At 38.1% G+C, this 23,932-nt stretch carries 21 protein-coding genes; 9 read left to right on the top strand and 12 right to left on the bottom strand.

Annotated elements, in window-relative coordinates; all coding sequences use genetic code 11:
• Positions 1–38: 38 nt before the first annotated feature.
• Genes IGI63_RS12110 through IGI63_RS12100 form a run of 3 tightly spaced genes read left to right on the top strand, consistent with a single transcriptional unit; the run spans position 39 to position 3,651 of the window.
• Positions 39–791, top strand: coding sequence for a DeoR/GlpR family DNA-binding transcription regulator (locus tag IGI63_RS12110; protein ID WP_002389626.1), 753 nt, complete (start codon positions 39–41; stop codon positions 789–791).
• Positions 788–1,705, top strand: a complete 918-nt coding sequence (gene pfkB, locus IGI63_RS12105; protein ID WP_002363177.1) for a 1-phosphofructokinase — start codon at positions 788–790, stop codon at positions 1,703–1,705. Before IGI63_RS12110 ends, pfkB begins: the two co-directional genes overlap by 4 nt.
• A gap of 23 nt (positions 1,706–1,728) precedes the next feature.
• Positions 1,729–3,651 (top strand): PTS fructose transporter subunit IIABC, encoded by a 1,923-nt coding sequence (locus tag IGI63_RS12100; protein ID WP_002366176.1) that lies wholly within the window; start codon positions 1,729–1,731, stop codon positions 3,649–3,651.
• Between the two features lie 46 nt (positions 3,652–3,697).
• Here IGI63_RS12100 and IGI63_RS12095 read toward each other — a convergent pair whose 3' ends face one another.
• Positions 3,698–4,360 (bottom strand): hypothetical protein, encoded by a 663-nt coding sequence (locus tag IGI63_RS12095; RefSeq protein WP_002355557.1) that lies wholly within the window; start codon positions 4,358–4,360, stop codon positions 3,698–3,700.
• 111 nt (positions 4,361–4,471) lie between these two features.
• Positions 4,472–5,755, bottom strand: a complete 1,284-nt coding sequence (gene tig, locus IGI63_RS12090) for a trigger factor (protein ID WP_002355556.1) — start codon at positions 5,753–5,755, stop codon at positions 4,472–4,474.
• 263 nt (positions 5,756–6,018) lie between these two features.
• Here tig and IGI63_RS12085 point away from each other — a divergent pair, with 263 nt between their 5' ends.
• The 3 genes from IGI63_RS12085 to IGI63_RS12075 are packed head-to-tail and all read left to right on the top strand — an operon-like array spanning position 6,019 to position 10,301.
• Positions 6,019–8,394, top strand: coding sequence for a hypothetical protein (locus IGI63_RS12085; protein WP_429975855.1), 2,376 nt, complete (start codon positions 6,019–6,021; stop codon positions 8,392–8,394).
• A gap of 54 nt (positions 8,395–8,448) precedes the next feature.
• Positions 8,449–9,186: a WxL domain-containing protein gene (locus tag IGI63_RS12080; protein WP_002358689.1), complete on the top strand. Its 738-nt coding sequence runs from the start codon at positions 8,449–8,451 to the stop codon at positions 9,184–9,186.
• 35 nt (positions 9,187–9,221) lie between these two features.
• Positions 9,222–10,301 carry a DUF916 and DUF3324 domain-containing protein gene (locus tag IGI63_RS12075; RefSeq protein WP_429975854.1) on the top strand — a complete coding sequence of 360 codons (1,080 nt, stop codon included), beginning with the start codon at positions 9,222–9,224 and terminating at the stop codon, positions 10,299–10,301.
• Between the two features lie 44 nt (positions 10,302–10,345).
• Here the strand turns inward: IGI63_RS12075 and ptsP are convergent, their stop codons facing one another.
• The 3 genes from ptsP to IGI63_RS12060 all read right to left on the bottom strand — a co-directional run bounded on the left by ptsP (position 10,346) and on the right by IGI63_RS12060 (position 12,701).
• A complete protein-coding gene (gene ptsP / locus IGI63_RS12070) occupies positions 10,346–12,073 on the bottom strand; it encodes a phosphoenolpyruvate--protein phosphotransferase (RefSeq protein WP_002361251.1) in 1,728 nt (575 codons plus the stop codon).
• Positions 12,073–12,339: a phosphocarrier protein HPr gene (locus tag IGI63_RS12065; RefSeq protein WP_002355551.1), complete on the bottom strand. Its 267-nt coding sequence runs from the start codon at positions 12,337–12,339 to the stop codon at positions 12,073–12,075. The genes ptsP and IGI63_RS12065 overlap by 1 nt, the downstream gene beginning before the upstream one ends.
• A gap of 170 nt (positions 12,340–12,509) precedes the next feature.
• Entirely contained in the window at positions 12,510–12,701 is a 192-nt protein-coding gene (locus IGI63_RS12060; RefSeq protein ID WP_002366170.1) for a hypothetical protein, read from the bottom strand.
• Between the two features lie 301 nt (positions 12,702–13,002).
• Between IGI63_RS12060 and IGI63_RS12055 the strand changes: the two genes are divergently transcribed.
• Together IGI63_RS12055 and IGI63_RS12050 are read left to right on the top strand one after the other, a co-directional pair.
• Positions 13,003–15,243, top strand: a complete 2,241-nt coding sequence (locus IGI63_RS12055; RefSeq protein ID WP_429975853.1) for an AAA family ATPase — start codon at positions 13,003–13,005, stop codon at positions 15,241–15,243.
• 194 nt (positions 15,244–15,437) lie between these two features.
• A complete protein-coding gene (locus IGI63_RS12050; RefSeq protein ID WP_002355547.1) occupies positions 15,438–15,752 on the top strand; it encodes a DUF1827 family protein in 315 nt (104 codons plus the stop codon).
• Positions 15,753–15,804: 52 nt separating this feature from the next.
• Here IGI63_RS12050 and IGI63_RS12045 read toward each other — a convergent pair whose 3' ends face one another.
• The 6 genes from IGI63_RS12045 to IGI63_RS12020 form a co-directional block, all read right to left on the bottom strand.
• Positions 15,805–16,863 carry a hypothetical protein gene (locus IGI63_RS12045; protein ID WP_429975852.1) on the bottom strand — a complete coding sequence of 353 codons (1,059 nt, stop codon included), beginning with the start codon at positions 16,861–16,863 and terminating at the stop codon, positions 15,805–15,807.
• Positions 16,864–16,929: 66 nt separating this feature from the next.
• Entirely contained in the window at positions 16,930–17,577 is a 648-nt protein-coding gene (locus IGI63_RS12040; RefSeq protein ID WP_002368017.1) for a DUF421 domain-containing protein, read from the bottom strand.
• Between the two features lie 15 nt (positions 17,578–17,592).
• The gene (locus IGI63_RS12035) at positions 17,593–18,036 is read right to left on the bottom strand and encodes a DUF3290 domain-containing protein (protein ID WP_002355544.1); all 444 of its coding nucleotides are present in this window, start codon (positions 18,034–18,036) and stop codon (positions 17,593–17,595) included.
• Positions 18,037–18,211: 175 nt separating this feature from the next.
• Positions 18,212–19,786 (bottom strand): peptide chain release factor 3, encoded by a 1,575-nt coding sequence (locus tag IGI63_RS12030; RefSeq protein WP_002355543.1) that lies wholly within the window; start codon positions 19,784–19,786, stop codon positions 18,212–18,214.
• A gap of 173 nt (positions 19,787–19,959) precedes the next feature.
• On the bottom strand, positions 19,960–21,339 hold the full coding sequence (locus IGI63_RS12025; protein WP_002363168.1) for a hemolysin family protein: 1,380 nt from the start codon (positions 21,337–21,339) through the stop codon (positions 19,960–19,962).
• A 174-nt stretch (positions 21,340–21,513) separates the two neighbouring features.
• On the bottom strand, positions 21,514–22,728 hold the full coding sequence (locus IGI63_RS12020) for an AI-2E family transporter (RefSeq protein ID WP_002384914.1): 1,215 nt from the start codon (positions 22,726–22,728) through the stop codon (positions 21,514–21,516).
• Between the two features lie 75 nt (positions 22,729–22,803).
• Between IGI63_RS12020 and IGI63_RS12015 the strand changes: the two genes are divergently transcribed.
• Positions 22,804–23,235, top strand: a complete 432-nt coding sequence (locus tag IGI63_RS12015; protein WP_429975851.1) for a GNAT family N-acetyltransferase — start codon at positions 22,804–22,806, stop codon at positions 23,233–23,235.
• A gap of 87 nt (positions 23,236–23,322) precedes the next feature.
• Here the strand turns inward: IGI63_RS12015 and bph are convergent, their stop codons facing one another.
• On the bottom strand, positions 23,323–23,856 hold the full coding sequence (gene bph / locus IGI63_RS12010; RefSeq protein ID WP_002355538.1) for a biofilm phosphatase Bph: 534 nt from the start codon (positions 23,854–23,856) through the stop codon (positions 23,323–23,325).
• Between the last annotated feature and the right edge of the window lie 76 nt (positions 23,857–23,932).

Genomic DNA, 23,932 nt, shown 5'->3' with positions numbered 1-23,932 from the left:
TCATTTGTGCTATTATATCCATGAAATGAGGGATGAAAATGCTTACGGAAGAACGACATCAAAAAATTTTACAATTGTTAGATCAAAAATCAGTCGTCAAATCACAAGAACTTGCTAACTTATTCAATGCTTCAGAATCCACAATCCGCCGCGATTTACAAGAATTAGAAGACGCCAATTTGTTAGAACGCATTCACGGCGGAGCTAAGCGTATTCTTAATTTAGGCTTTGAACAAAACATGACGGAAAAATCAATCAAAAACACGCACGAAAAGCAAAAGATTGCTTCTTTAGCCGCTAGTTGTGTACAAGATGGCGATATGATCTATTTAGATGCTGGTTCAACCACGTTAGAAATGATCCCTTTTTTAGTTGGGAAACAAATCCATGTAGTGACGAATTCCGTGCATCACGCTGCAAAACTTAGCGATATGGAAATTCCCACTATTATGCTCGGTGGTACTTTGAAGCTCTCCACTAAAGCAATCATTGGTGCCACTAGTATGGAACAGCTACAACATTTTCGTTTTAACAAAGCTTTTTTAGGAACTAACGGCGCACATTTAGAGTTTGGTTTAACGACGCCTGATCCCGAAGAAGCAGCGCTAAAAGCCTTGGCTATTCATCAAGCAGAAACAGCCTATGTTTTACTGGATCATACAAAATTTAATGAAGTAACGTTTACCAAAGTGGAAGAATTAGAGTCAGTTACTTTACTAACTGACTACTGCCCTGCTGAATCGCTTCAAGGATTCCAGCAAAAAACTATTTTAATGGAGGCAAACAAATGATTTACACAGTGACTTTAAACCCTTCTATCGACTTTATCGTTCATGTCGATCATCTACAAATTGGTGATTTGAATCGGATGACGAATGATTTTAAATTACCTGGCGGCAAAGGAATCAACGTTTCACGTATTTTAAAACGTATGGAGACAGAATCCACTGCCTTAGGTTTTTTAGGTGGTTTTACAGGCTCATTCATTGCCGATTGGTTGAAAAAAGAAGAAATCCAAACGAATTTCACTCCCGTGTCTGCTGATACACGAATCAACATTAAATTGAAATCAGATACTGAAACAGAAATTAACGGCTTAGGACCTGCCCTAACAAACGAAGAAATTCAAGAACTAAAACAAGCAGTTAGTCGTGTTCAGGCTGGTGATATTGTTGTTCTTTCAGGAAGTACACCTGCTTCTCTACGCAAAGGATTTTACGAAGAGTTAATCCAAATTGTGAAGGAAAAAGGCGCAGAATTTGTTATTGATACGACAGGTGAAGATTTAATGAACGCTTTGTCACAAAAGCCTTTATTGGTCAAGCCAAATAATCATGAGTTGGCAGAATTATATCATACAACCTTTACAAGTGTTGAAGATATTTTACCTTATGGACATCGGTTACTAGAAGAAGGAGCACAACACGTAATTATCTCAATGGCTGGTGATGGTGCATTACTTTTCACAACAGAAGGTGTTTATCGTTCCAACGTTTTAAAACGTCCACTGAAAAATTCTGTCGGCGCTGGCGACTCAATGATTGCTGGTTTTATTGGCAACTTTTCAAAAACACAAGATCCTTTAGAGGCTTTCAAATGGGGTGTCGCTTGCGGTAGCGCGACCGCATTTTCTGATGATTTAGCCTCAGAAGATTTTATCCAAGAACTTATTCACGAAGTAACAATTGAAAAAATTTCAGAATAAATCCACTAAGGGAGGAAAATAGAGTGAACATTAATGATTTATTAATAAAAGATGTCATGATTATGGATTTACAAGCTACTGATAAAAAAGGCGCGATTGATGAAATGGTCCAAAAATTATACGATGGTGGCCGCATCTCTGACATTGACACTTACAAAGAGGGAATTTTAAAACGCGAAGCACAAACATCGACTGGTTTAGGCGACGGCATCGCTATGCCTCACGCAAAAAATAGTGCCGTAAAAGAACCGACAGTTCTTTTTGCTAAAAGTAAAAAAGGTGTTGATTATGAAGCACTAGATGGACAACCTACTTATCTATTCTTCATGATTGCTGCTCCAGAAGGCGCCAATGATACACATCTCCAAGCGCTTGCGGCCCTTTCTCGATTACTTATCGATCCAGAATTTGTTGGCAAATTGAAAGAAGCGGAAACTCCAGAAGCAGTACAAGCTCTTTTCCAAGCAGCAGAAGATCAAAAAGAAGCGGAAGAAAAAGCAGAACAAGAACAAACAACGCCAGCACCAGAAAGCAATCGTAAATATATTATTGCTGTGACTGCTTGTCCTACAGGAATTGCTCATACTTACATGGCCGAAGATGCGCTGAAGAAAAAAGCAAAAGAAATGGGCGTAGACATTAAAGTAGAAACAAACGGTTCAGAAGGAATTAAAAATCGTTTAACTGCTGAAGATATTGCTCGTGCTGATGGCGTGATTGTTGCAGCCGATAAAAAAGTAGAAATGAATCGATTTGATGGTAAAAAATTAGTCAATCGTCCCGTCAGTGATGGAATTCGTAAAACCGAAGAACTAATTAACTTAGCCATTAGTGGTGAAGCTCCTACTTTCCATGGCAGTGACTCGGCTGCAAGCGACCAAGAGGATTCAGCGGAAGGTTCAATCGGTTCTCGTATCTATAAAGATTTAATGAATGGTGTTTCTCATATGTTACCTTTCGTTATTGGTGGCGGAATTGCCATTGCTCTTTCCTTTATGATTGATCAATTTATCGGAGTTCCTCAAGATCAATTAGCCAACTTAGGGAATTACAATGACGTAGCTAGCTGGTTTAACCAAATTGGTGGCGCAGCATTTGGCTTTATGTTACCTGTCTTAGCTGGTTTTATTGCTTCTAGTATCGGGGATCGTCCAGGCTTAGTTGCTGGTTTCGCCGCTGGTGCGTTAGCAAACGCTGGAGGAGCTGGGTTCCTTGGGGCCCTAATCGGTGGTTTCTTAGCTGGTTATGTAGTGGTTCTTTTACGTAAAGTTTTCAAAGGCTTGCCAAAATCATTAGATGGAATTAAAACCATTTTATTCTATCCAGTTTTTGGTTTGATTATTACAGGCTTATTAATGTTAGTCATTAACATCCCGATGAAAGCAATTAATGATGCGTTAAATCATTTCCTACTTGGCTTAGATGGCACAAATGCAGCTTTACTTGGTGCCTTATTAGCTGGTATGATGGCCATCGACTTAGGTGGACCAGTTAACAAAGCTGCTTATGTTTTCGGTACAGCTACGCTAGCAAGTACTGTTGCAGAAGGTGGCAGCGTGGTCATGGCTTCTGTAATGGCTGGCGGAATGGTTCCTCCATTAGCAATTTTCGTAGCAACTCGTTTATTTAAAAATAAATTTACAAAAGATCAACAAGATGCCGGCTTAACCAATATTGTAATGGGACTTTCTTTTGTCACTGAAGGGGCAATTCCTTTTGCAGCAGCTGACCCATTACGTGTGATTCCAAGTTTCGTGGTAGGTTCTGCCTTTACTGGTGCGTTGGTTGGTGCGTTTGGTATCAAATTATTGGCACCACATGGAGGAATCTTCGTCGTCTTCCTATTAAGTAATCCATTACTATATCTATTGTTCATCTTAATTGGGGCGATTATTTCAGGAATTGTCTACGGACTTTTGAAAAAACCTGTCGAAGTACCTGCTTAAAAAAACAGCAAAAAAGCGATTCAACCATGGTTGAATCGCTTTTTTATTATTTTCTCTTTATCGCATAATTTTCTAAATACTCAGGATTTCCTTTGCTTCTGATATACGTGTACACGCCCATCACAAAGGCCCCAAGGGTATTGGTAAATAAATCCCCCATCGTATCCATCAAAGCAGCACGCCCAATAAATGGTTGGCCGTTGGACATATTATAGCGTTGTAAGTTCATGTTTCCTAATGAATCGCAGATAAATTCCCAGAATTCCCAGAAGACGCCACAAAGCCCTGCAAATGCAAACCCAAATAATAAAAATAACCACGGGGAAACATCGGCGTACTTCGTTTTCTTCAATAGGAAAGCAGCAATACCATAACCCACAGCAGTTAACAGCATCGGACTAACAAAGTGTAAAATTTTATCCCAGAACGAAATGATTGAGATCATATGCAACGAGGTTCCTAGGAATACTGAAATAAATAAGAAAAACCAGTAAAAATAAACGATAGTCGGTGGCATAATAATTTTTAAAAATTTATTGACAAGATCCGGTAAAAAGATTAGACCAATTCCAAGTAAACATTCGATAACAAACGTCACACCTTGTTTTGTTGAATACTTAGCCGTAAAAAATTCCCAGAGATTGTACGTCAAGCATAAGATGCCAAACACCACTAATCCATATTTAATTTTCGAATAATTTTTATCCATTTTGACACACCCTTTCAAAAGTTATTTTATATGAAAAAAACTGTAGATGAAAGACACCTTCCATCTACAGTTTTAGAAAACTCTATCGAATGAAGAGCTTATTAAAAATGTTTATTTTTCAACAGCTGTTTCAGTAATTGTTTCAACAGCACGTTTCATACGAATATCGTGTTCTAACATGTCGTTGTTTAATACTTTGCGTACTTGCGCTTCAGGCATGTTGTATTGTTCTGCTAAATCTTTCACTTCAGCATCGATGTCTTCTTGTGTTACTTCGATGTTTTCAGCTTTGGCAACTGCTTCAATCACTAAGTTTGTTTTTGTGCGTGTTTCTGCTTCGCCTTCAAATTGTTTGTGTAAATCTTCTTCTGTAGAACCAGTTAATTGGTAGTACATTTCAGGAGAAATTCCTTGGCGTTGCATGTTGTTTAAGAATTCATCCATTGAACGGTGAACTTCGTCGTGAACCATTACGTGTGGTAATTCAACGATTTCAGCATTTTCAACAGCTAAACGAATTGCTTCTTCGTCTTTTGCTTCTTCAGCTGCTGCTTCTTTTGCTTCTGTCAATTCTTTACGGAATTTTTCTTTTAATTCGTCTAATGATTCTACTGAATCGTCAACGTCTTTTGCAAATTCATCATCCAATTCTGGTAATTCTTTTGCTTTTACTTCATGAACAGTTACTTTGAAGACTGCTTCTTTACCAGCTAAATCTTCTGCTTGGTAATCTTCAGGGAAAGTAACGTTTACTTCTACTTCTTCGCCAGCTTTTTTGCCAACTAATTGGTCTTCAAAGCCTGGAATAAATGAATTAGAACCTAATTCTAATGAGTAATTTTCGCCTTTGCCGCCTTCAAATGCTTCGTCGCCTAAGAAGCCTTCAAAGTCGATAACTACAGTGTCGCCATTTTCAGCAGCGGCATCTTCTTTGATTACTAATTCAGCTTGAGATTCTTGTTCGCGTTTCAAACGTGCTTCCACGTCTTCATCTGTTACTTCACGGTCTTGTTTAGACACTGTTAAGTTTTTGTATTCGCCTAATTTTACTTCAGGTTTTACAGTTACTTCAGCAGTGATAACCCAGTCTTCCCCTTTATTCATGCTTTCAACATCAATTTTTGGTTGTGCTACTGGTTCAATTCCTGCTTCTAATACAGCCGCTTCATATGCTTCTGGTAAAACAGCGTTTAACGCATCTTCGTATAACGCTTCTTCTCCATACATACGGTTAAAAACAGTACGTGATACTTTTCCTTTACGGAAACCAGGTACGTTTAAGTTTTTTTTCACTTTATTGAACGCTTGCGTTAATCCTTTTTCGATTACTGCTTGTTCGATTGAAAAAGTTAATACACCATCATTAGTGCCTTTTTTTTCCCATTTCGCAGACATTTGTTTCCCTCCGAATAACATTTAATTTTATACATCAAACTTTATTTATGCATACCTTTAAATAGTACACTATCCCTAGGAAAATGTAAATATTTTAAGTGCTAAGAAGTGAAAGAAAGACTCGATTTTTAGCAAACTATCAGTTTTTTAATTTTTTCGGATTAAAAAAGCATAGAATTTCGAGAAATTTCCTTCTTAAAACACTAAAAGATTGTGAACAAAATATCTTGTTCACCATCGGATGTAATCGCTTTACTTTATGAATGGCCCATTATAGAATGTATGTACTCAATATTTACGCATTATATATTTTCGTCATTATACATATAATATCAAAAAAGGAGAGGATGGTTTTGAATAAGTTCGTCTGGGGAATCTTTTCTTGCATCATATCATGGCTTTTTTTATCGCTGACTCAACCTTTGATAGCTCATTCTGAAACACTGAACCCTACAACTCACGCCTCTACTTTTAGTGAAACATTTACTTCAGTTTCAACAGAACAACAAACAACTCAAGCAACCGATATCGTGGAACAAGAAACCGAGCAAACCCATGCTTCCTCTGAAAACGATGAACCTATGGTACCTACGCCAGCTAGTGTTTCTGTTGGTAATAGCACCTTAAAAAGTACCTTAAGCACGGGAACGTATAACCAAGATATTATCACACTTTCGTATGAATACAGTGTGACACTTATCGGCTTAGCAATTAATGATCGACCGATTATTGCTATTCAACTTCCTACAGAAATTTCAAGCCAGTTAGATAACGACACTCTAAAGCAACAAGATTTTCTGACTCTTTTAACAGGGACTGTCAGTTATCCAGGAACAGCCACTCAAGATATTCACAGTTCAACTAACGGCGTCAGCCTCTCTTATAGTAGCACTTATCATTCTGTTTATCTGACTTTTCCAAGTAGCACCTTGGTGTTACTTCCCGGAACCAAATGGTCTGCCGCCATTTCATTTGATGTCGGCGCACTTTATAAACGAGGAATTTCAATCCCTTCTGCTCTTAACGGCAAAGACTATCCGATTCGAGGAACCTTTACAGATGTCGGCACTGGATTAGGCGCAATTAATATTATTATTGGGAATAATACAAAAACAGGCATAATTAGCAAAGCTCAACTTAGTTTAGGTAATTATCCCGTTCCTCAAGTCACACCAGCCAAACTAACTCAACCAAATCATCTGGACACTACTGTAACAGGGACCATTCAACAAGTACAAGACCCAAACTATAACTACTCTGTTCAATTAACCTTGAACCGCCATGATGGCACCACTACCCCCATTGTGGTGAAAGGGATTTCTGTCGATGCAGCCGGAAATTTCTCGACATCGTTAGCTTCACCATTAGAATATGGCGACACGCTCTCTACAATTGTCTTTGCTCGTTCCAAAACGTCAACCGACTATATTCAAAGCAGCCCCTCAGCTGACCAAAGTGTCAATTGGTCAATCCAACCAGTCACAAACGTAGTCGCCAATGCCGGCTCAACTCAACTTTCAGGTAAAGCTTCTCAAGTATCTAACGGAACCTATCAAGTTAAAGTACAAATAAATGGTGGTTCTATTTACACAACGTCCTTAGATTCCAATGGCCATTTTCAATTTGCTAATTTACCCACTTTCCAAGGAGGAGAAACGGTCAGCTTGTGGGTCCAAGGGCTCAGCAATCGCACTGGCCTGCCTTTGCTAACCAGTTCTACTGTTTCTCAAACAGTTGCTTATCCTGTGCCTCAACTAACGGTCACGCAAATCATTGAGCGGAAAAATGCACAAGGGCTCTGGGAAGCTGCAAACTCTGTCGTAAGTGGTCAAATCATTCGTTTTGCGTTAACCACACGTTTAACCAATCAACCAGCAACGTGGATGAATCAGCAATTACGAGCAACGGTGCCTAAAGGACTGTCCCAACTTTCAGCTGCTACATTAACAAAACAATCAGCAGCAGGTTTAAGTACGCCAATAGCTGGGCTTCAACTTTTAACTGATAGTTCCACTGGTTTGCCGTATTGGAGTTATCACAATTCGCTGCCAGCAGATAATTTTACGGAAGCCAATACACAATTCACCTTACAATATACAGCAACGGTTACAGAAGAATGGATAAACCAATTTCTTTTATTTTCTAGCACGGTTACTGGCAATGATGGTGGCGGAACGCCAATTACGCCAATCACTAAGGAACAGTCTTTACCTATCAAAAACGGTACCCTCCGTTTTGTGCAGATGCCAACTACAGTTTCCTTTAAAAATTTACCTTTTCCCAGCAAACGAACCCTCTACTCACCATCGACCATTAGCGCTCCTTTCCTCATTGCCGATGGTCGTGTTGCAAAAACACCATGGCATTTGTTGGTAAGAGAGAGTCAGCCCATGCATTCAACTTCTACAAATAAAACGATCCAGCAAGCTTTCATTTATCGAAAAAATGGCAGTGATTTTCCTATCTCCTCTTTAGCAACCGAAGTTTATCAATACACCGCAACGGACGATAACAATGTAGAAATTCCTTGGAACCAACAAAATGGACTTTTTTTAAGCGTTGCTCCTGACCTTAACTTAACGGTCAAAGAATCTTACACTGCCGAATTACAATGGATTCTTTCTGATACACCCCTCTAATTAGGATTTAGCTTTTTTAAAAGTTAAAAATAAACAAGAAAGAAGGAATAAAAAATGAAAAAGATCGTGCGCATTTCAAGCATTTTGTTCGTTGCTACGCCTCTTATGCTTTTAAATAGTCCAAAAGTTGAAGCAGCCCAAGTCGCTTCTATTCAATCCAACGCTGATATTACGTTTGCTCTTGATAATACTGTCACGCCACCTGTCAACCCGACGAACCCTTCTCAGCCTGTGACACCTAATCCTGCTGATCCTCATCAACCTGGTACAGCCGGACCCCTTAGTATTGACTATGTTTCAAATATCCATTTTGGATCAAAACAAATTCAAGCCGGAACAGCAATCTATTCGGCACAACTGGACCAAGTACAAAATAGTACTGGCGATTTAATTAGCGTGCCAAACTATGTCCAAGTAACTGACAAACGTGGTCTAAATCTTGGCTGGAAATTATCAGTTAAACAGAGTGCGCAATTTGCTACAAGTGATTCAACACCCGCTGTTTTGGATAATGCGTCCTTGACCTTTTTAGCAGCAACACCCAATTCAACACAGTTACTTTCTTTGGCGCCATTAACGGTCCCAGTAACCTTGGATCCAACTGGTGCCGCCACTTCTCCTGTGGCGACTGCCGCTCTTTCAACAGGAATGGGCACTTGGACATTAGCTTTTGGTAGCGGAGCGACCGCTGCTCAAGGCATTCAATTAACTGTTCCTGCGACAACGAAAAAAGTTGCAGCTAAACAATATAAAACAACGCTTACTTGGATTTTGGATGATACACCACTTTAAAAGAAAACAAACAAGGTATTGCATGAAGTTGTTTCATGCAATACCTTGTTATAAAAAATTGTCAAAAAGGAGTGCACACTATGAATCAGCAGCTTTTTAAATGGCTCCATGTTATTAGCGTCATCATTTTTTTATTTTTTATTGGCTCTTATTCTGTAGAAGCAAGCGAAATGACTTTTTCTGTAAAAGCCATTTTACCCGACAATCAACGAACCAAAGAAACAAGTTATTTTGATTTACGTGTCGCTCCAAACCAAACACAAAAGCTACAAATCGAACTAACGAATCAAACAGCCAACGACATTACCGTGCTAGCTTCAGCCAATGCAGCGATTACTAATGATAATGGCTTGGCAGATTATTCTCATGCTGAAACAAAAAAAGACCCATCTGCACCTTTTACTTTTAATGAGATTGCGCAATTACCAAAAGAAATCCACCTACCTAAACACTCAACCAAGACTGTTGAATGTCAGCTTACTTTACCGGAAAAACCATTTAATGGGTACGTTTTAGGAGGACTCTACTTTGAACAAAAGTCAGATGAACAACCTGCTCACTCAGAAAACGGCGTGGCCATCAATAATCGTTTTTCTTATGTAGTCGGCGTCTTACTTAGTGAAACAGATGAACCTGTTCAGCCAGAATTATCTTTAAATGAAGTAAAAACCGATCAAGCTAACGGTCGTAACCGCGTATTAATGAATCTCCAAAACAAACAAGCGGCTATGATTAAAAAATTACAAGTCGATGCCTCTTTATATTATGAAAAAGAAGCTAAACCTCGCTACGAAAATCACCAAGAGTCGTTAACAATGGCCCCTAATACAAATTTTAATTATCGGATTGACTTAAAGGAACAACCTTTTGTTCCTGGAAATTATACTGTAAAAATCAAAGCAAACGATGGCTATCAAGACTATTCGTGGGAAAAACACTTAGTCATCCAAGAAAAAGAAGCTAAAAAATACAATGCTACCGCCGTCAACCTCCCACCTGAAAAACACACCAATTTCCCTTGGAAACTGGTGAGTAGCATCACGCTGATTTTTCTATTCATTTTGGGAAGCACGATTTATTATTTCAAGAAAAAAATACGTGAAGCGCAACAATAAAAAAGCACATCGACAATTGTCGATGTGCTTTCATAATCACTTAATTATTTTGTATATTCTTCAACTAATGCAACGACTTCTTCCATCGTGTCGCATTCTTTTAATGCGCGGTCAGCAAGTTCAGCCATTTTAGTTGTGTCTAGACGTTTCATCAAGCTACGTGTTTTAAGGATAGATGTAGCACTCATTGAGAACTCATCTAAGCCCATACCCAATAGTAATGGAACAGCTGTTTGATCGCCCGCCATTTCACCACACATACCAGCCCATTTACCTTCAGCGTGTGCTGCATCAATTACATTTTTAATTAAACGTAAGATTGATGGGTTGTATGGTTGGTATAAGTAAGAAACGCGTTCGTTCATACGGTCTGCCGCCATTGTGTATTGGATTAAGTCGTTAGTTCCAACACTAAAGAAGTCAACTTCTTTGGCAAATTTATCAGCTAATACGGCAGCTGCTGGAATTTCAATCATAATACCTACTTGGATATCGTTTGAAACTTCAACACCTTCGTTGACTAATTTTTGTTTTTCGTCTTCAAAGATTGCTTTCGCTGCTCTAAATTCTTTCAAAGTAGCAACCATTGGGAACATGATACGTAAGTTACCATGAACAGACGCACGTAATAATGCACGCATTTGTGTACGGAACATGCCGTCACCTAGTTCTGATAAGCTAATACGTAATGCACGGTAACCTAAGAATGGGTTCATTTCGTGTGGTAATGTTAGGTAAGGAAGCTCTTTGTCCCCACCAATATCCATTGTACGAACCACAACTGGTTTTCCTTCCATTCCTTCAAGAACTGCTTTATACGCTTGGTATTGGTCCTCTTCAGTTGGAAAGTCAGATGAATCCATGTATAAGAATTCTGTACGATATAAACCAACAGCTTCGCCGCCGTTTTTGTGTACGCCTTCTAAATCTTTTGGTGTACCAATGTTTGCAGCTAACTCAACATGTTTGCCGTCAGCTGTCACTGTTTCTGCATTTTTTAGTTTATCCCATTCTGCTTTTTGATCTGCATAAGCTTTTGCTTCTGCTTCAAATTCAGATTTTTCAGCATCTGTTGGGTCAATAATAACATCCCCAATGATTCCGTTCACTGCTAAAATATCGCCTGCTTTTACTTTGTCAGTAATTTCTTTTGTACCAACGATTGCAGGGATTTCTAACGAACGAGCCATGATTGCTGAGTGAGAAGTACGTCCGCCGATGTCTGTAACAAAGGCTTTAACATACGTACGGTCTAATTGTGCAGTATCACTAGGTGTTAAGTCATGGGCAACCACGATTACTTCTTCGTTAATCATTGAAGGATTTGGAAGAGTCACACCTAATAAATGTGCTAAGATACGTTTGGCAACGTCACGAATATCTGCTGCACGCTCTTGCATGTAAGCATTGTCGTCCATTGCTTCAAACATACCAATATACATATCCGTAACTTCTTTCAAGGCAGCTTCTGCATTGACTTTGTTGTCTTGGATATTTTGTTTGATTTGACCAACCATTTCTGGGTCAGATAAAACCATTAAATGAGCATCGAAAACTTGCGCTTCTGCTTCACCAAGGCTTTGAGCTGCTTTGTCGCGAATTGCTTGCAACTCTTCAGTAGATTTTGCTAAAGCATCGTCTAAGCGAGTTGCTTCTGCATCAGTATCTTCTACGGAAGTTTTGTTGAAAGACAAGTCAGGTTGAACTAGCAGGTAAGCTTTAGCAACAGCAACGCCATCACTTGCGGCAATCCCTTTTAGCATCTCAGACATTATTCAGCCAATCCTTCTTTTTGTAATGTTTCAACGATTGCTGCCATTCCTTCAGCTTCGTCAGCACCATCAACAGTGATTGTTACGTCAGAACCTTGACCAACGCCTAAAGACATAACGCCCATGATTGATTTTAAGTTAACAGATTTACCTTTGTATTCTAAGTTAATATCTGAGTTAAATTTGCTTGCAGTTTGTACTAATAAAGTAGCTGGACGTGCGTGAATTCCTGTTTCTGCTACAATGTGAAATTCTTTCTTTTCCATATAAATCGGTCTCCTTCGTAAATAAAAAATTTTTATGTTAGGGTTTTCCTTTCTTGATACGCTAAAATCAAACGTCTACTCGAAAAAAGACCCTTTCAGTTTCTAAGATTACCATTTTTTTCTATCTTACACAACACTTTTTGCTTAAATTTCGTGATGTTTTGCACTGACTATTCTTCCTCTTTTTGGTAACGATAAATGATTCGTCCATTTAACCCCGCTTCTCCAACAATTTCCGCGCGGTCAGGCAAAGAAATCCAAGCATCACGAAATTGGAAAAATTCATTTTGCTCCACGATTAATTCAGAGATTTCTCCAGCTTTTAATGAAGCAATTTTTTCTACAAAAGGATTTTCAGCCATTGATTTCACCACTCTTTCTCTTAAATATCAACTCTTATAGTTTACTTGAAAATGGCGCAATTGTCTGTAAAAAAATCGAATCTTTGCCTTTTTTTAAACAAGGTCTTTTACTTGATTCTCTTACAAAAAATGCTATAATAACCTCAAAGGTCAAAAATGGTCAAGTGGTTTTGTAGACAGAATTTATTCTTGCTATCTAGCACTTGGCTGGTTTGAGGAAAAATGGTCTGTTTACTAGAAATAATAGAGCAAACAGCTATTTTTCTGGCCTCAGTTATTTTGAAAGGATGTGTTTCATTCAATGATTTGTCAAAATTGTCAACAAAATGAAGCAACAATTCATTTATATGCAAATGTGAATGGTCAAAGAAAACAACTGGACTATTGCCAAAGCTGCTATCAAAAATTAAAAAATCAAGCAAATAATTCCCCTCAAAATATGGGACAAGACCCTTTTGGCTTTGGGAGTTTAGACGATTTATATCGTTCTCTTTCTCGCCAAATGCAACAAGGTAATCCTTATGAACAACAAACACCACCCACTCAATTTGGTGATGGTGGTAATGGAGGTCAACCCCCTCGCGGAGGCGCTGGCGCTGGTCAAGGTTTACTAAGCGAGTATGGGATTAACATCACCGAAGCGGCACGCCAAGGAGATATCGATCCTGTGGTAGGACGTGACCAAGAAATTAAGCGTGTCATTGAAATCTTAAATCGCCGTACAAAAAACAACCCCGTTTTAATCGGTGAACCAGGTGTTGGTAAAACAGCCGTTGTCGAAGGTTTAGCCCAAAAAATTGTCGATGGCGATGTACCCCAAAAATTATTGGACAAAGAAGTCATTCGTTTAGATGTGGTTTCACTTGTTCAAGGAACTGGTATTCGCGGACAATTTGAAGAACGGATGCAAAAATTGATTGAAGAAATCACTGAAGCTGAAAATGTCATTTTATTTATTGATGAAGTCCATGAAATTGTGGGTGCTGGTGCTGCTGGTGATGGCAATATGGATGCTGGCAATATTTTAAAACCAGCCTTAGCACGTGGTGAATTACAATTAGTCGGTGCCACAACTTTAAATGAGTACCGTATTATTGAAAAAGATGCTGCCTTAGAACGTCGGATGCAACCAGTCCAAGTAGATGAGCCAACCGTTGCCGAAACCATAACGATTTTACATGGTTTGCAAAAACGTTATGAAGATTATCATCATGTTAAATATACAGATGAAGCGATTAACGCAGCAGCAAACTTATCCAATCGTTACATTCAAGATCGCTTTTTACCAGATAAAGCGATTGACTTGTTAGATGAATCTGGTTCAAAAATGAATCTAACTATCCAACTCGTCGATCCAAAAACAATTGATAAAAAATTAGCAGAAGCGGAACAACAAAAACAACAAGCTTCCGCAGAAGAAGATTTTGAAAAAGCGGCTTATTATCGTGATCAAATCAATAAATTACAAGCAATGAAAGAAAAACAAATCAGCGATGAAGAAACACCCGTCATCACTGAAAAAGATATTGAAGCCATTGTGGAACAAAAAACTGGCATTCCTGTTGGTGACTTAAAAGAAAAAGAACAAACCCAATTGAAAAATTTAGCTGTTGACTTAAAAGCTCATGTTGTCGGACAAGATGATGCCGTCGATAAAGTAGCTAAAGCGATTCGTCGCAATCGTGTAGGCCTAGGCAAACAAAACCGCCCAATTGGTTCCTTCTTATTTGTTGGGCCAACAGGCGTTGGTAAAACTGAATTAGCAAAACAATTAGCCTTTGAGCTATTCGGTTCAGAAGATTCGATGGTTCGTTTTGATATGAGTGAGTATATGGAAAAACACAGTGTCTCTAAACTGATTGGTTCTCCTCCAGGCTATGTTGGGTATGACGAAGCTGGACAACTCACAGAAAAAGTCCGTCGTAATCCTTATAGTTTAATTTTATTGGATGAAATTGAAAAAGCACATCCTGATGTTTTACACATGTTTTTACAAATTCTCGACGATGGTCGTTTAACAGATGCACAAGGTCGTACAGTCAGCTTTAAAGACACCATCATTATCATGACAAGTAATGCTGGAACAGGAGCTGTGGAAGCTAACGTTGGCTTTGGCGCTGCCCGTGAAGGTGTGACTAAATCTGTTTTAGGTCAATTGAACAACTTCTTCACCCCCGAATTCCTTAACCGTTTCGATGGTATTATCGAATTCAAAGCATTAAGCAAAGAAAACCTGATGAACATTGTCAGCTTGATGTTAGAAGAAGTAAATGGCTTATTAGCTAAACAAAAATTACACATTGAGGTTCCAACAGAAGTCAAAGAGAAACTCGTTGATTTAGGTTATGATCCTGCAATGGGCGCTCGTCCTTTACGCCGAACGATTCAAGAACAAATTGAAGACGGCATTGCTGAATACTATCTAGATCATCCTGAAAATCATCAATTAGTCGCAGCGTTAGATAACGAAGGTAAAATTATCGTAACTGGCGCACAAGAAGTGACTAAAACAGAAACTTCAACATCTGACCAAGCAGAATAATCAAAAATCCACACGCATTAATAACAATGCGTGCGGATTTTTTTATGCTTTTCACTTTTTATTTTCATCAAAAAAAACTATAATAGAAGAAAGATATTCGTATACTTGTTCCTCATAGAAAAAATTCAATCTGGAACTCCTGTACATAATTGGAAACGCTCTTTTGCAGCACACAACTATAATGAGGTGATAAAATGAAATTAGTGAATGTGACCAATAGCTACAAACAATTAGTAAATAAACAATTGGAAAACACGGATGCTTACTTTGTAAAAGTCTACTCAGCAGGAAACACGACCGCTGTCTATTCAGAAGCAGCTCACCATGTGGAAGTTCTGATTATGAATAAAAATCGTCGCATTCGTCCGACAGAAGTAAAAGAAATTTTAGCAAAACTGTTAAAACGATTACCTAAAGAGGCTTATGACCCAGATGAAATTTCTATCATTGAGTTAAACCATGTGACCGAAGTGTCTGTTCCATTAAAAGTTTCCCTCATGGAAAACTAAAAAAACTGCCGAAGTTTCCCCACTTCGGCAGTTTTTTTAATTTATTGTGACGTTATTTTTTTACAAGCCTTTGATAATTTTTCGACCAGGCTTCCTCATTTGTCGGACTGACTAATTTATTTTTCTCGATTGCTTTTTTTCTTAAGTCATCCACTTCTTTTTTGAAATTTTCCCCCGATTTTTGAGCATAATCTTTTGAAAAATATTTTGATTGGCGAGAATAAGCCTTCAGTTTCGCATCTTTAATCTCTTCTTCTGTATCTGCAAAATATTCATCATAACGAAGATCGGTTATTTTCCCTGAATCTTTTAACGTAATAACAGTTAAACGTCCAGAAAGCCCCTCCCCAAAATCTTCTGTTAGACTTGTATAATGTTCTTTTGAAGGTTCTTTGATTTCCTTGGCTAAAGCCCTAGCAGCAGGAAGATAACCATTATTAGCGCTATTGGATTGACCTTTGGCTGTCTGGAATGCGCCATCTAGGCGATTTTCAGCAACCATTTGATTTTCTAGAAAAGTCATCGTATTAACAACGGTCACTAACGATTGATCAGTTCGGGCGTTGTTCGCTTGAAAATTTGCATAGCCGGATAAACGTTTTGTCACTCCTGCCCATTCTTCAGAATAATAGTTTTTAGGTCCACGTTCATCAAATTCCACTAACTGAATTTGTTGATCCTTAACAACGACATCAATTAAAGCCGTATAGCCGCCATCAAACACGACTTCATGATGATAATAATCCCCTTGAACTTCTCCGATTTCTGGACGACCTGACCAATACATCTTCTGGGCTTTTTCTTCTGGACTAATTCCTGATTGTCCATTATTAGCTTCTACTGTAGCGCCAGAAACAGCATCAACTTCAAAGGTATGTCCATTACGCTCATAACTCACTTTGGCAGCACTCTCCTTCGGTTGATCATTCGTGTTTGTCTGCTCCTCCTGCTTTACAGAAGTGGCATTAGTGGCTGCCGAGGCACCACTCGTTACTTGGACTGCTTCTGCTTCAGTACTTTCTTTCATTTTTTCAGTTCGTTGATCTGGTTGGCACCCCATTAAAATAATCATTGAACAAAATAACCCGACAACTATCTTTTTAGTTTTCATTTTTCCTCCTTTTAAAACTCATTGAATTACCATTTAATTTTAATATAAGTAGAATGAAAAGTATAGCTAAGCAATCGTTTTTTCTTCATACGGCGATAAACTTAACTGTCCAGATAAATACTCACCTAAATAGATTTCCTGTAATCTTTGGAATCCTTGTTCTTGGATTTGCGTTAATAGCCAGTGCTCATCTTTTTTGATTAACTCTAGGACATCCATGTTGGCTTGACCGTCCACAATAATCGGATAACGAATACTTTCATCGCCATATTCGACGATTGTTAATTGACCATTTTGTTCTAAAACCGCCCGTTTAACAAGCTGGACTTCATAAATACCATTTGCTCGTAATTTAAACATTAGATCATTTGCAGAAATACCATTTTTCAAACATTCCTTCACCACAACCTGTCCATCCTTGATTAAAGTAATGGGTTTACCATCCACAATTTGCTTCACATAGCGATTGTGTTCTTTTGCAAATTTTAAAATTAAGACTAATAATGTCCACAAAATTAACACTAATACAAATTGGAGCACCGTAATTGAATCATTATAAATAACACCACCAATAATGCCCCCCAATACATAGTTTTGCACTTGGTCCATAGCCGATGTGGGCGCCAAATTGCCTTTTCCCATCAAATTAATTTGGACAATTAAACAAATAATACCTAAAGCAAATTTAATAATAATTGGACTATAAAACTGCATTAATTTTCCCTCACTTTACTTTATGATTTCAATCGTTGGTGTTAATAAATACGTTTCTTGTAATGTATAAGACTGCTGATCCGTACTTAAACTCATTTTATAAAAGACTTCGTCAATTTTAACTATGGTTCCGTCAGCCAATTGTGTACCATTGACATAAACTTTTTCTGGAGAAACCTTTTTTTCCTGTGCCACTTGTTCGACAAAATGTACCATTTGTGAAGATTGTGAATGCTGATTTTGGTTCAGTTGATAATTGGAATATTGAACCCCTAAAACAAATAATAATGATAAAAAAATAATAATACTTAATTCACGATATTTCGTTTGAATTTGATGTCGCACATAAAAACTAAACACAATGACTAGCCCGATTAACAAAGCAAAAATAAAAAAATACTTTAAGTAATCATTTAAATTAGATTGGCTTTTTAAATACTCGATGCCATAAAAATTCATGTTCTTGTCCACTCCTTGATAGGTTCGTTATAGTAAGTATTCTATCTCAAAAAAAAACAATCACGCCTGCTTTAATACCTTATAACAAGAAAAGCTCAGCGCAATCATCTTGAGAATGACTGCGCCGAGCTTCAATCTTCTAAAGATTCAGCTACTGATTGATTACAAATTAATTTTACATCAAACTTTTCAGTTCAACATCTGGATATTTATCCGCAAACCAGCGTTCCGCAAATTGGTTTTCAAATAAGAACAATGGTTGGTCGAAACGGTCCCGTGCCAAAATGTTTCGGCTAGAGCTCATGCGTTCATCTAAATCTTCTGGATTAATCCAGCGGGCAATTTTAGAACCCATTGGCGTCATTACTACTTCAGCATTGTATTCATTGGACATTCGGTATTGGAAAACTTCAAACTGCAATTGACCTACTGCACCAATGATATATTCTTCTGTTAAATATGTTTTATATAATTGAATGGCTCCTTCTTGAACCAGTTGGTAAATTCCTTTATGGAAAGATTTTTGTTTCATTACGTTTTTGGCAGTCACTTTCATGAATAATTCAGGGGTAAATGACGGCAACTCTTCGTATTGAACATTCATTTTCCCTTCATATAAAGTATCGCCAATTTGGTAATTTCCTGTGTCATACACGCCGATAATATCGCCTGCAACAGCTTCTGTGACGTTTTCGCGGGCATCCGCCATAAATTGCGTCACGTTACTTAATTTGACTTTTTTGCCTGTTCTACCTAAAGTCACGTCCATGCCTCTCTCAAAAACACCTGAACAAATTCGAACAAAGGCAATTCGATCACGATGGGCTGGGTTCATATTCGCTTGAATTTTAAAGACAAAGCCTGAAAATTCTTTTTCATAAGGACTTACTTCGCCACCCTCTTCTGTTTTATGCGCATGTGGCGCAGGCGCAAATTGTAAGAAGGTTTCTAAAAATGTTTGAACCCCAAAGTTTGTCAAAGCAGAACCGAAGAAGACTGGCGTTTGATCACCACGAGCGATTTTTTCCTCGCTAAATTCATCGCCTGCTTCTACCAATAACTCAACATCTTCCAACACTTGTTGATAAACGCTGTTATTGTGCAATGGTAAATCGCTTGGGATATCGCCATCTTTTAAAGGAATAAAACGCTCCCCGCCATTATTTTCTGGACGATATAATTCCACACGTTCATTATAAATATCGTATAGACCTTCTAGGCCTTTTCCCATACCAATTGGCCAGTTCATTGGATAAGATTCAATATCCAATAGTTCTTCCAATTCTTCTAAAAGTTCCAATGGTTCCCGTCCGTCACGGTCCAATTTGTTAATAAAAGTAAAAATTGGAATACCACGTTTTTTAACAACTTGGAAAAGTTTTTTCGTTTGTGCTTCAATCCCTTTGGCACTATCAATAACCATCACAGCACTATCCACGGCCATTAAGGTCCGATACGTATCCTCTGAGAAATCCTCATGCCCTGGGGTGTCCAAGATATTAATCCGTTTGTCTTGATAGTCAAATTGCATCACAGAACTCGTTACCGAAATTCCCCGTTGTTTTTCAATTTCCATCCAGTCAGATTTGGCAAAGTTCCCTGTTTTTTTCCCTTTGACTGTTCCAGCTTGGCGGATGGCGCCCCCAAATAATAATAATTGTTCAGTAATCGTTGTTTTCCCAGCATCCGGATGGGAAATAATCGCAAACGTACGGCGACTATCGACTGCTTCTTTTTGATTGATCGTCATAAAAATCTCCTTATCACTTGTGATGTTTATTTATTTATTTTCTTCAGCATAATTTTTGATTAACCTTTGCTAGTATATCATGTCAAGCCTTGAGAATAAAGAGCTGCTGTTGGCTGTTTTTTAAAAGGAAAACCTGCGACATTAGTCAAAACGACTGATGTCACAGGTTATTTTTAACGTCTTGGTTCGTCATCTTCCATTTCTTTACGGAAAAAACGACGATTTTCTTCTGGTTCTTCATCGACAGTTTCTTCATCGTAGAAATGAACGCGTAAGACTAGCAAACGTGTGCCTTCCATTTCTTCAGCAGTTAACTTAATATTGCCCACTTCAAAAGAAGGTTTTTCCCCTTCATCAGGAATGGTTCCTAATGCTGTAATTAAGTAACCTGCCATTGTATCAACATCGCTCATGTGTAAATCTGTTTCAAATACTTCATTAAATTCGTCAATTAACATGCGTCCTTGAACCAAATATTCATTGTCGGCCACTTGTGTATATAAATTTTCTACTTCATCTGTTTCATCGTCAATTTCACCAACGATTTCTTCTAGTAAATCTTCCAGTGTTGCTAAACCGACAACACCGCCATATTCATCTAGTAAAATCGCCATTTGGTTTTGTGTTCGTTTTAACTCATAAAGTAAATCATCAATAAAAATGGTTTCTGGGACAAATAATGGTTCTTGGATGATTGCGCCTAATTCAATGTTTTCAAAGCCTAAATTACGTGCAGCTTTTAGTAACGTTTTGGTATGTAAAATACCAACAATTTTATCTTTGTCTTCACTATAAACAGGAATCCGAGAATAATTTTCTCCTAAAATTAAATTGATGTTTTCTTGGACATCATCTTGGATGTCAACCATGAATGCGTCTGTCCGAGGAACCATTACTTCTCGTGCCACTTTTGTATCTAATGAAAAGACACCTTGTAGCATTTCTAGTTCTTCGTTTTCCAAAACACCTTCTGTTTCAAGCATGTAGCGCATTTCATCTCGTGTCATCTTCGAATCGGCATCATCGAAAGTCATTGGTGTGATTTTGGATAATAAATCGGTCGAAGCCGATAGCAACCAAACGAAGGGACGCGCGATAACTCCTAAAAAGCGGACTGCACCAGAAGTCAATTGAGCGACTTCTTCTGATTTATTCATAGCAATTCGTTTAGGGTATAATTCACCAAATACAATAGAAACGTACGTTAACAATGCTAAGATAATGATACTGGCAAGACTCTTAGCTGCGGCGCCGCCACCTAATACAGGGGCCAAACGACTAGATAAAGTCTCTGCTAATGAAGCACCAGATAGGATATTAACCAAAGTAATCCCTACTTGGATTGTGGATAAAAAGTTATTGGGATCTTGCAATACCTTAAGCAATTTTTGAGCTTTTGCGTCGCCGTCTTCCGCTTTTTGTTCCACACGATTCTTGTTAACAGATACGACTGCAATTTCCGCCGCTGCCAAAAAGGCATTGATAAACGTCAACACGACTAATAATAGAAGTTGCGCAATTAGCGACTGACTCTCAGGGTCAGCATTATTCATAATGTTCTCTCTCTCCTTAATTGTTGATAATTCCGAGGCTGTACTTTCGTACTCTTTTAACGTTCTTCCTCTTTTTATGGTTAGGCTTAGAAACAGACACAATCAGTATTATGACAGGTTATTTTCTATCCTAATCCATAAAATCATAGCACGAAAGATTAGCGGATTCAATCATTAACCGTTATTTTCTTTCGTATTTGTTTCATTCCCTAAAAGAACAGCATTGGTAACTTTTTCACTACGACCCGCTTTGACCATATCAATAACATAGTAGATAATGGTCCGGCAGATTGCGTAAAATGGGACGCCGAGGAAAATACCTAGTAAACCTGCTAAATTTCCTGCTACCAATAAAATTAAAATAATCGTTAATGGATGGATTTTTAGAGATTTTCCGATAACGTTTGGATAAATAATATTTCCGTCCAATTGTTGAACCACTAGCACCACTAAACAACATAAGGCTGCTTTGACGGGTTCATTAAAGATGGTCACTAAGACAGCGGGCGCTAATCCTAGATAAGGGCCTAAATAGGGAATCAAATTCGTAAAGCCGGCAATGACACCAAATAAAAAGGCATAACGAACGCCAAGCAATGAATACCCAATAATCGTAAATGTACCGACAAATAAACATTCAATCGCTTGTCCACTAATATAACTGGATAAGGTTTGGTTCAATTGTCCTAAAAGATCCACGATATCATCTTTTCTTTTTTCAGGTAAAAAACGTTGAATCGCTGGTACTAGCTTGTCTCCATCTTTTAACATATAAAATAAAATAAATGGCGCAGTGACCAAAACAATGGTGGTTGACGCCACCGTTGATACGATTGAACCTAAGCTACTTGATAAACTACTTAAAAATTGTTGGATAATATTTGCATAAGAAATATCCATTTTTTCAATATAGCTTGTTAAATCAATTTGTTTAAAAATAGGTAACTCCGCAATCTCATAAATCCAGGTCTCCACTTGTTTAAAGAAATCCGGCATACTTGATGCTAAACTAGCTAGCTGATCTGCCAACTTAGGGATAATTGTTAATAAGATCAGAACTAATGCGATGATTAGTAATAAAAATACCAGTAAGACGGCATAAATTCGTTTCATTTTCGTCTTCATTAGTAGATTGACCACAGGATTTAGTAAATAATACAAAAAGCCTGCTACTAAGACTGGGGCAAACAACGTTGAAAAGAATGTCCCAATCGGTGCAAATAAGAAATTAATTTTCGAAGCAATAAATAATAGCATGGCCACGACAAGTAATTCAACTGACCAGAAAAATAATTTCGATTCTTTAAATCGATTAATCACAGCGGCTCCTCCTTTATTTTTATTCAATTGTTGCTGTTTTATTTTATCACACCTTCCCCCCTCAGTCATTGAGAATACTTCATTGCTAGAACTTTTTCGTGGTATAATAAAATAGAAACAGATTCTGAACTTGGGGGTTTTTCTATGCATGTAGCTCAAACAAAAGATACCATGAGTGATCTTTATTTAGATGCTGTCCGGCTTCGTCAACGCGTATTCGTAGCGGAACAAGGGGTACCAGAAGAGATGGAAATCGATGAATATGAAGCACATTGTATTCACTTTGTTTTGTACACGAACCATGTAGCTGTCGCAACTTGTCGCTTGCTTCCACTAGAAAATGGCGTTATGAAATTACAACGAATGGCCGTTGAAAAAGCTTACCGTGGCGCCGACTATGGACGAATGATTATGGAAGCGGCGGAAAATTTTGCCAAAGAACAAGGCTACCACAAGATTACTCTAGGAGCACAAGTCACCGCTGTAGGCTTCTATGAACGTTTAGGTTATCAAAAAACAGGAGCACCTTTTATGGATGCTGGCATTGAACACTACGAAATGAATAAAGAACTATAACACCAATTAAATCGGAAAATTTAGAGCTTGGAGCATTAGCCATTTTGGCTAATGCTCCAAGCTCCTTTTGTGGGCTGTTTACATCGGCTATTTTTTTGATAGCTGTTGATAACGTTGATACCAGATATCTACATACTCGGGCGAGAAGGGGCCTTTTTCGTTATTAATCCAATCCACTAAAGTCTTGACATTTTCTTTTAAAATGAAGTCAATATCTTCTGGATAATCCATTAGTTTGCTATGAAATTCATATTCATCAACGTCTAGTAAACGTTTTTCACCATCTGGAAAAACCTTGATATCTAAATCATAATCAATATACTTCAACGCTTCGTCATCTAAAACATATGGCGAAGCCAGATTGCAGTAATACGAAACCCCCTTTTCTCTAATCATTGCTATTATATTGAACCAATATTTCTTGTGAAAATAAACAATGGCTGGTTCACGAGTCACCCACCGACGTCCGTCGGATTCCGTTACTAACGTGTGATCGTTCACACCAATTAAAGAATACTCGCTCGTTTTTAGTACCATCGTATCACGCCACGTTCGATGTAAATGTCCGTCATGTTTATAACTCTGAATGGTTACAAACTCGCCTTCTTTAGGAATTCCCATAATACCCCAACTTTCCCCAAATAAAGTAAAGCAATGTTACTTTTTGGGTGTTCATACATCGATATCGAAATAATTA

It is taken from the genome of Enterococcus sp. DIV0086 (assembly GCF_050498705.1).
Taxonomy (GTDB): Bacteria; Bacillota; Bacilli; order Lactobacillales; family Enterococcaceae; genus Enterococcus; species Enterococcus faecalis.
Note: the sequence above shows the minus strand (reverse complement) of the source record. Positions and strands in the feature narration are given on the sequence as shown.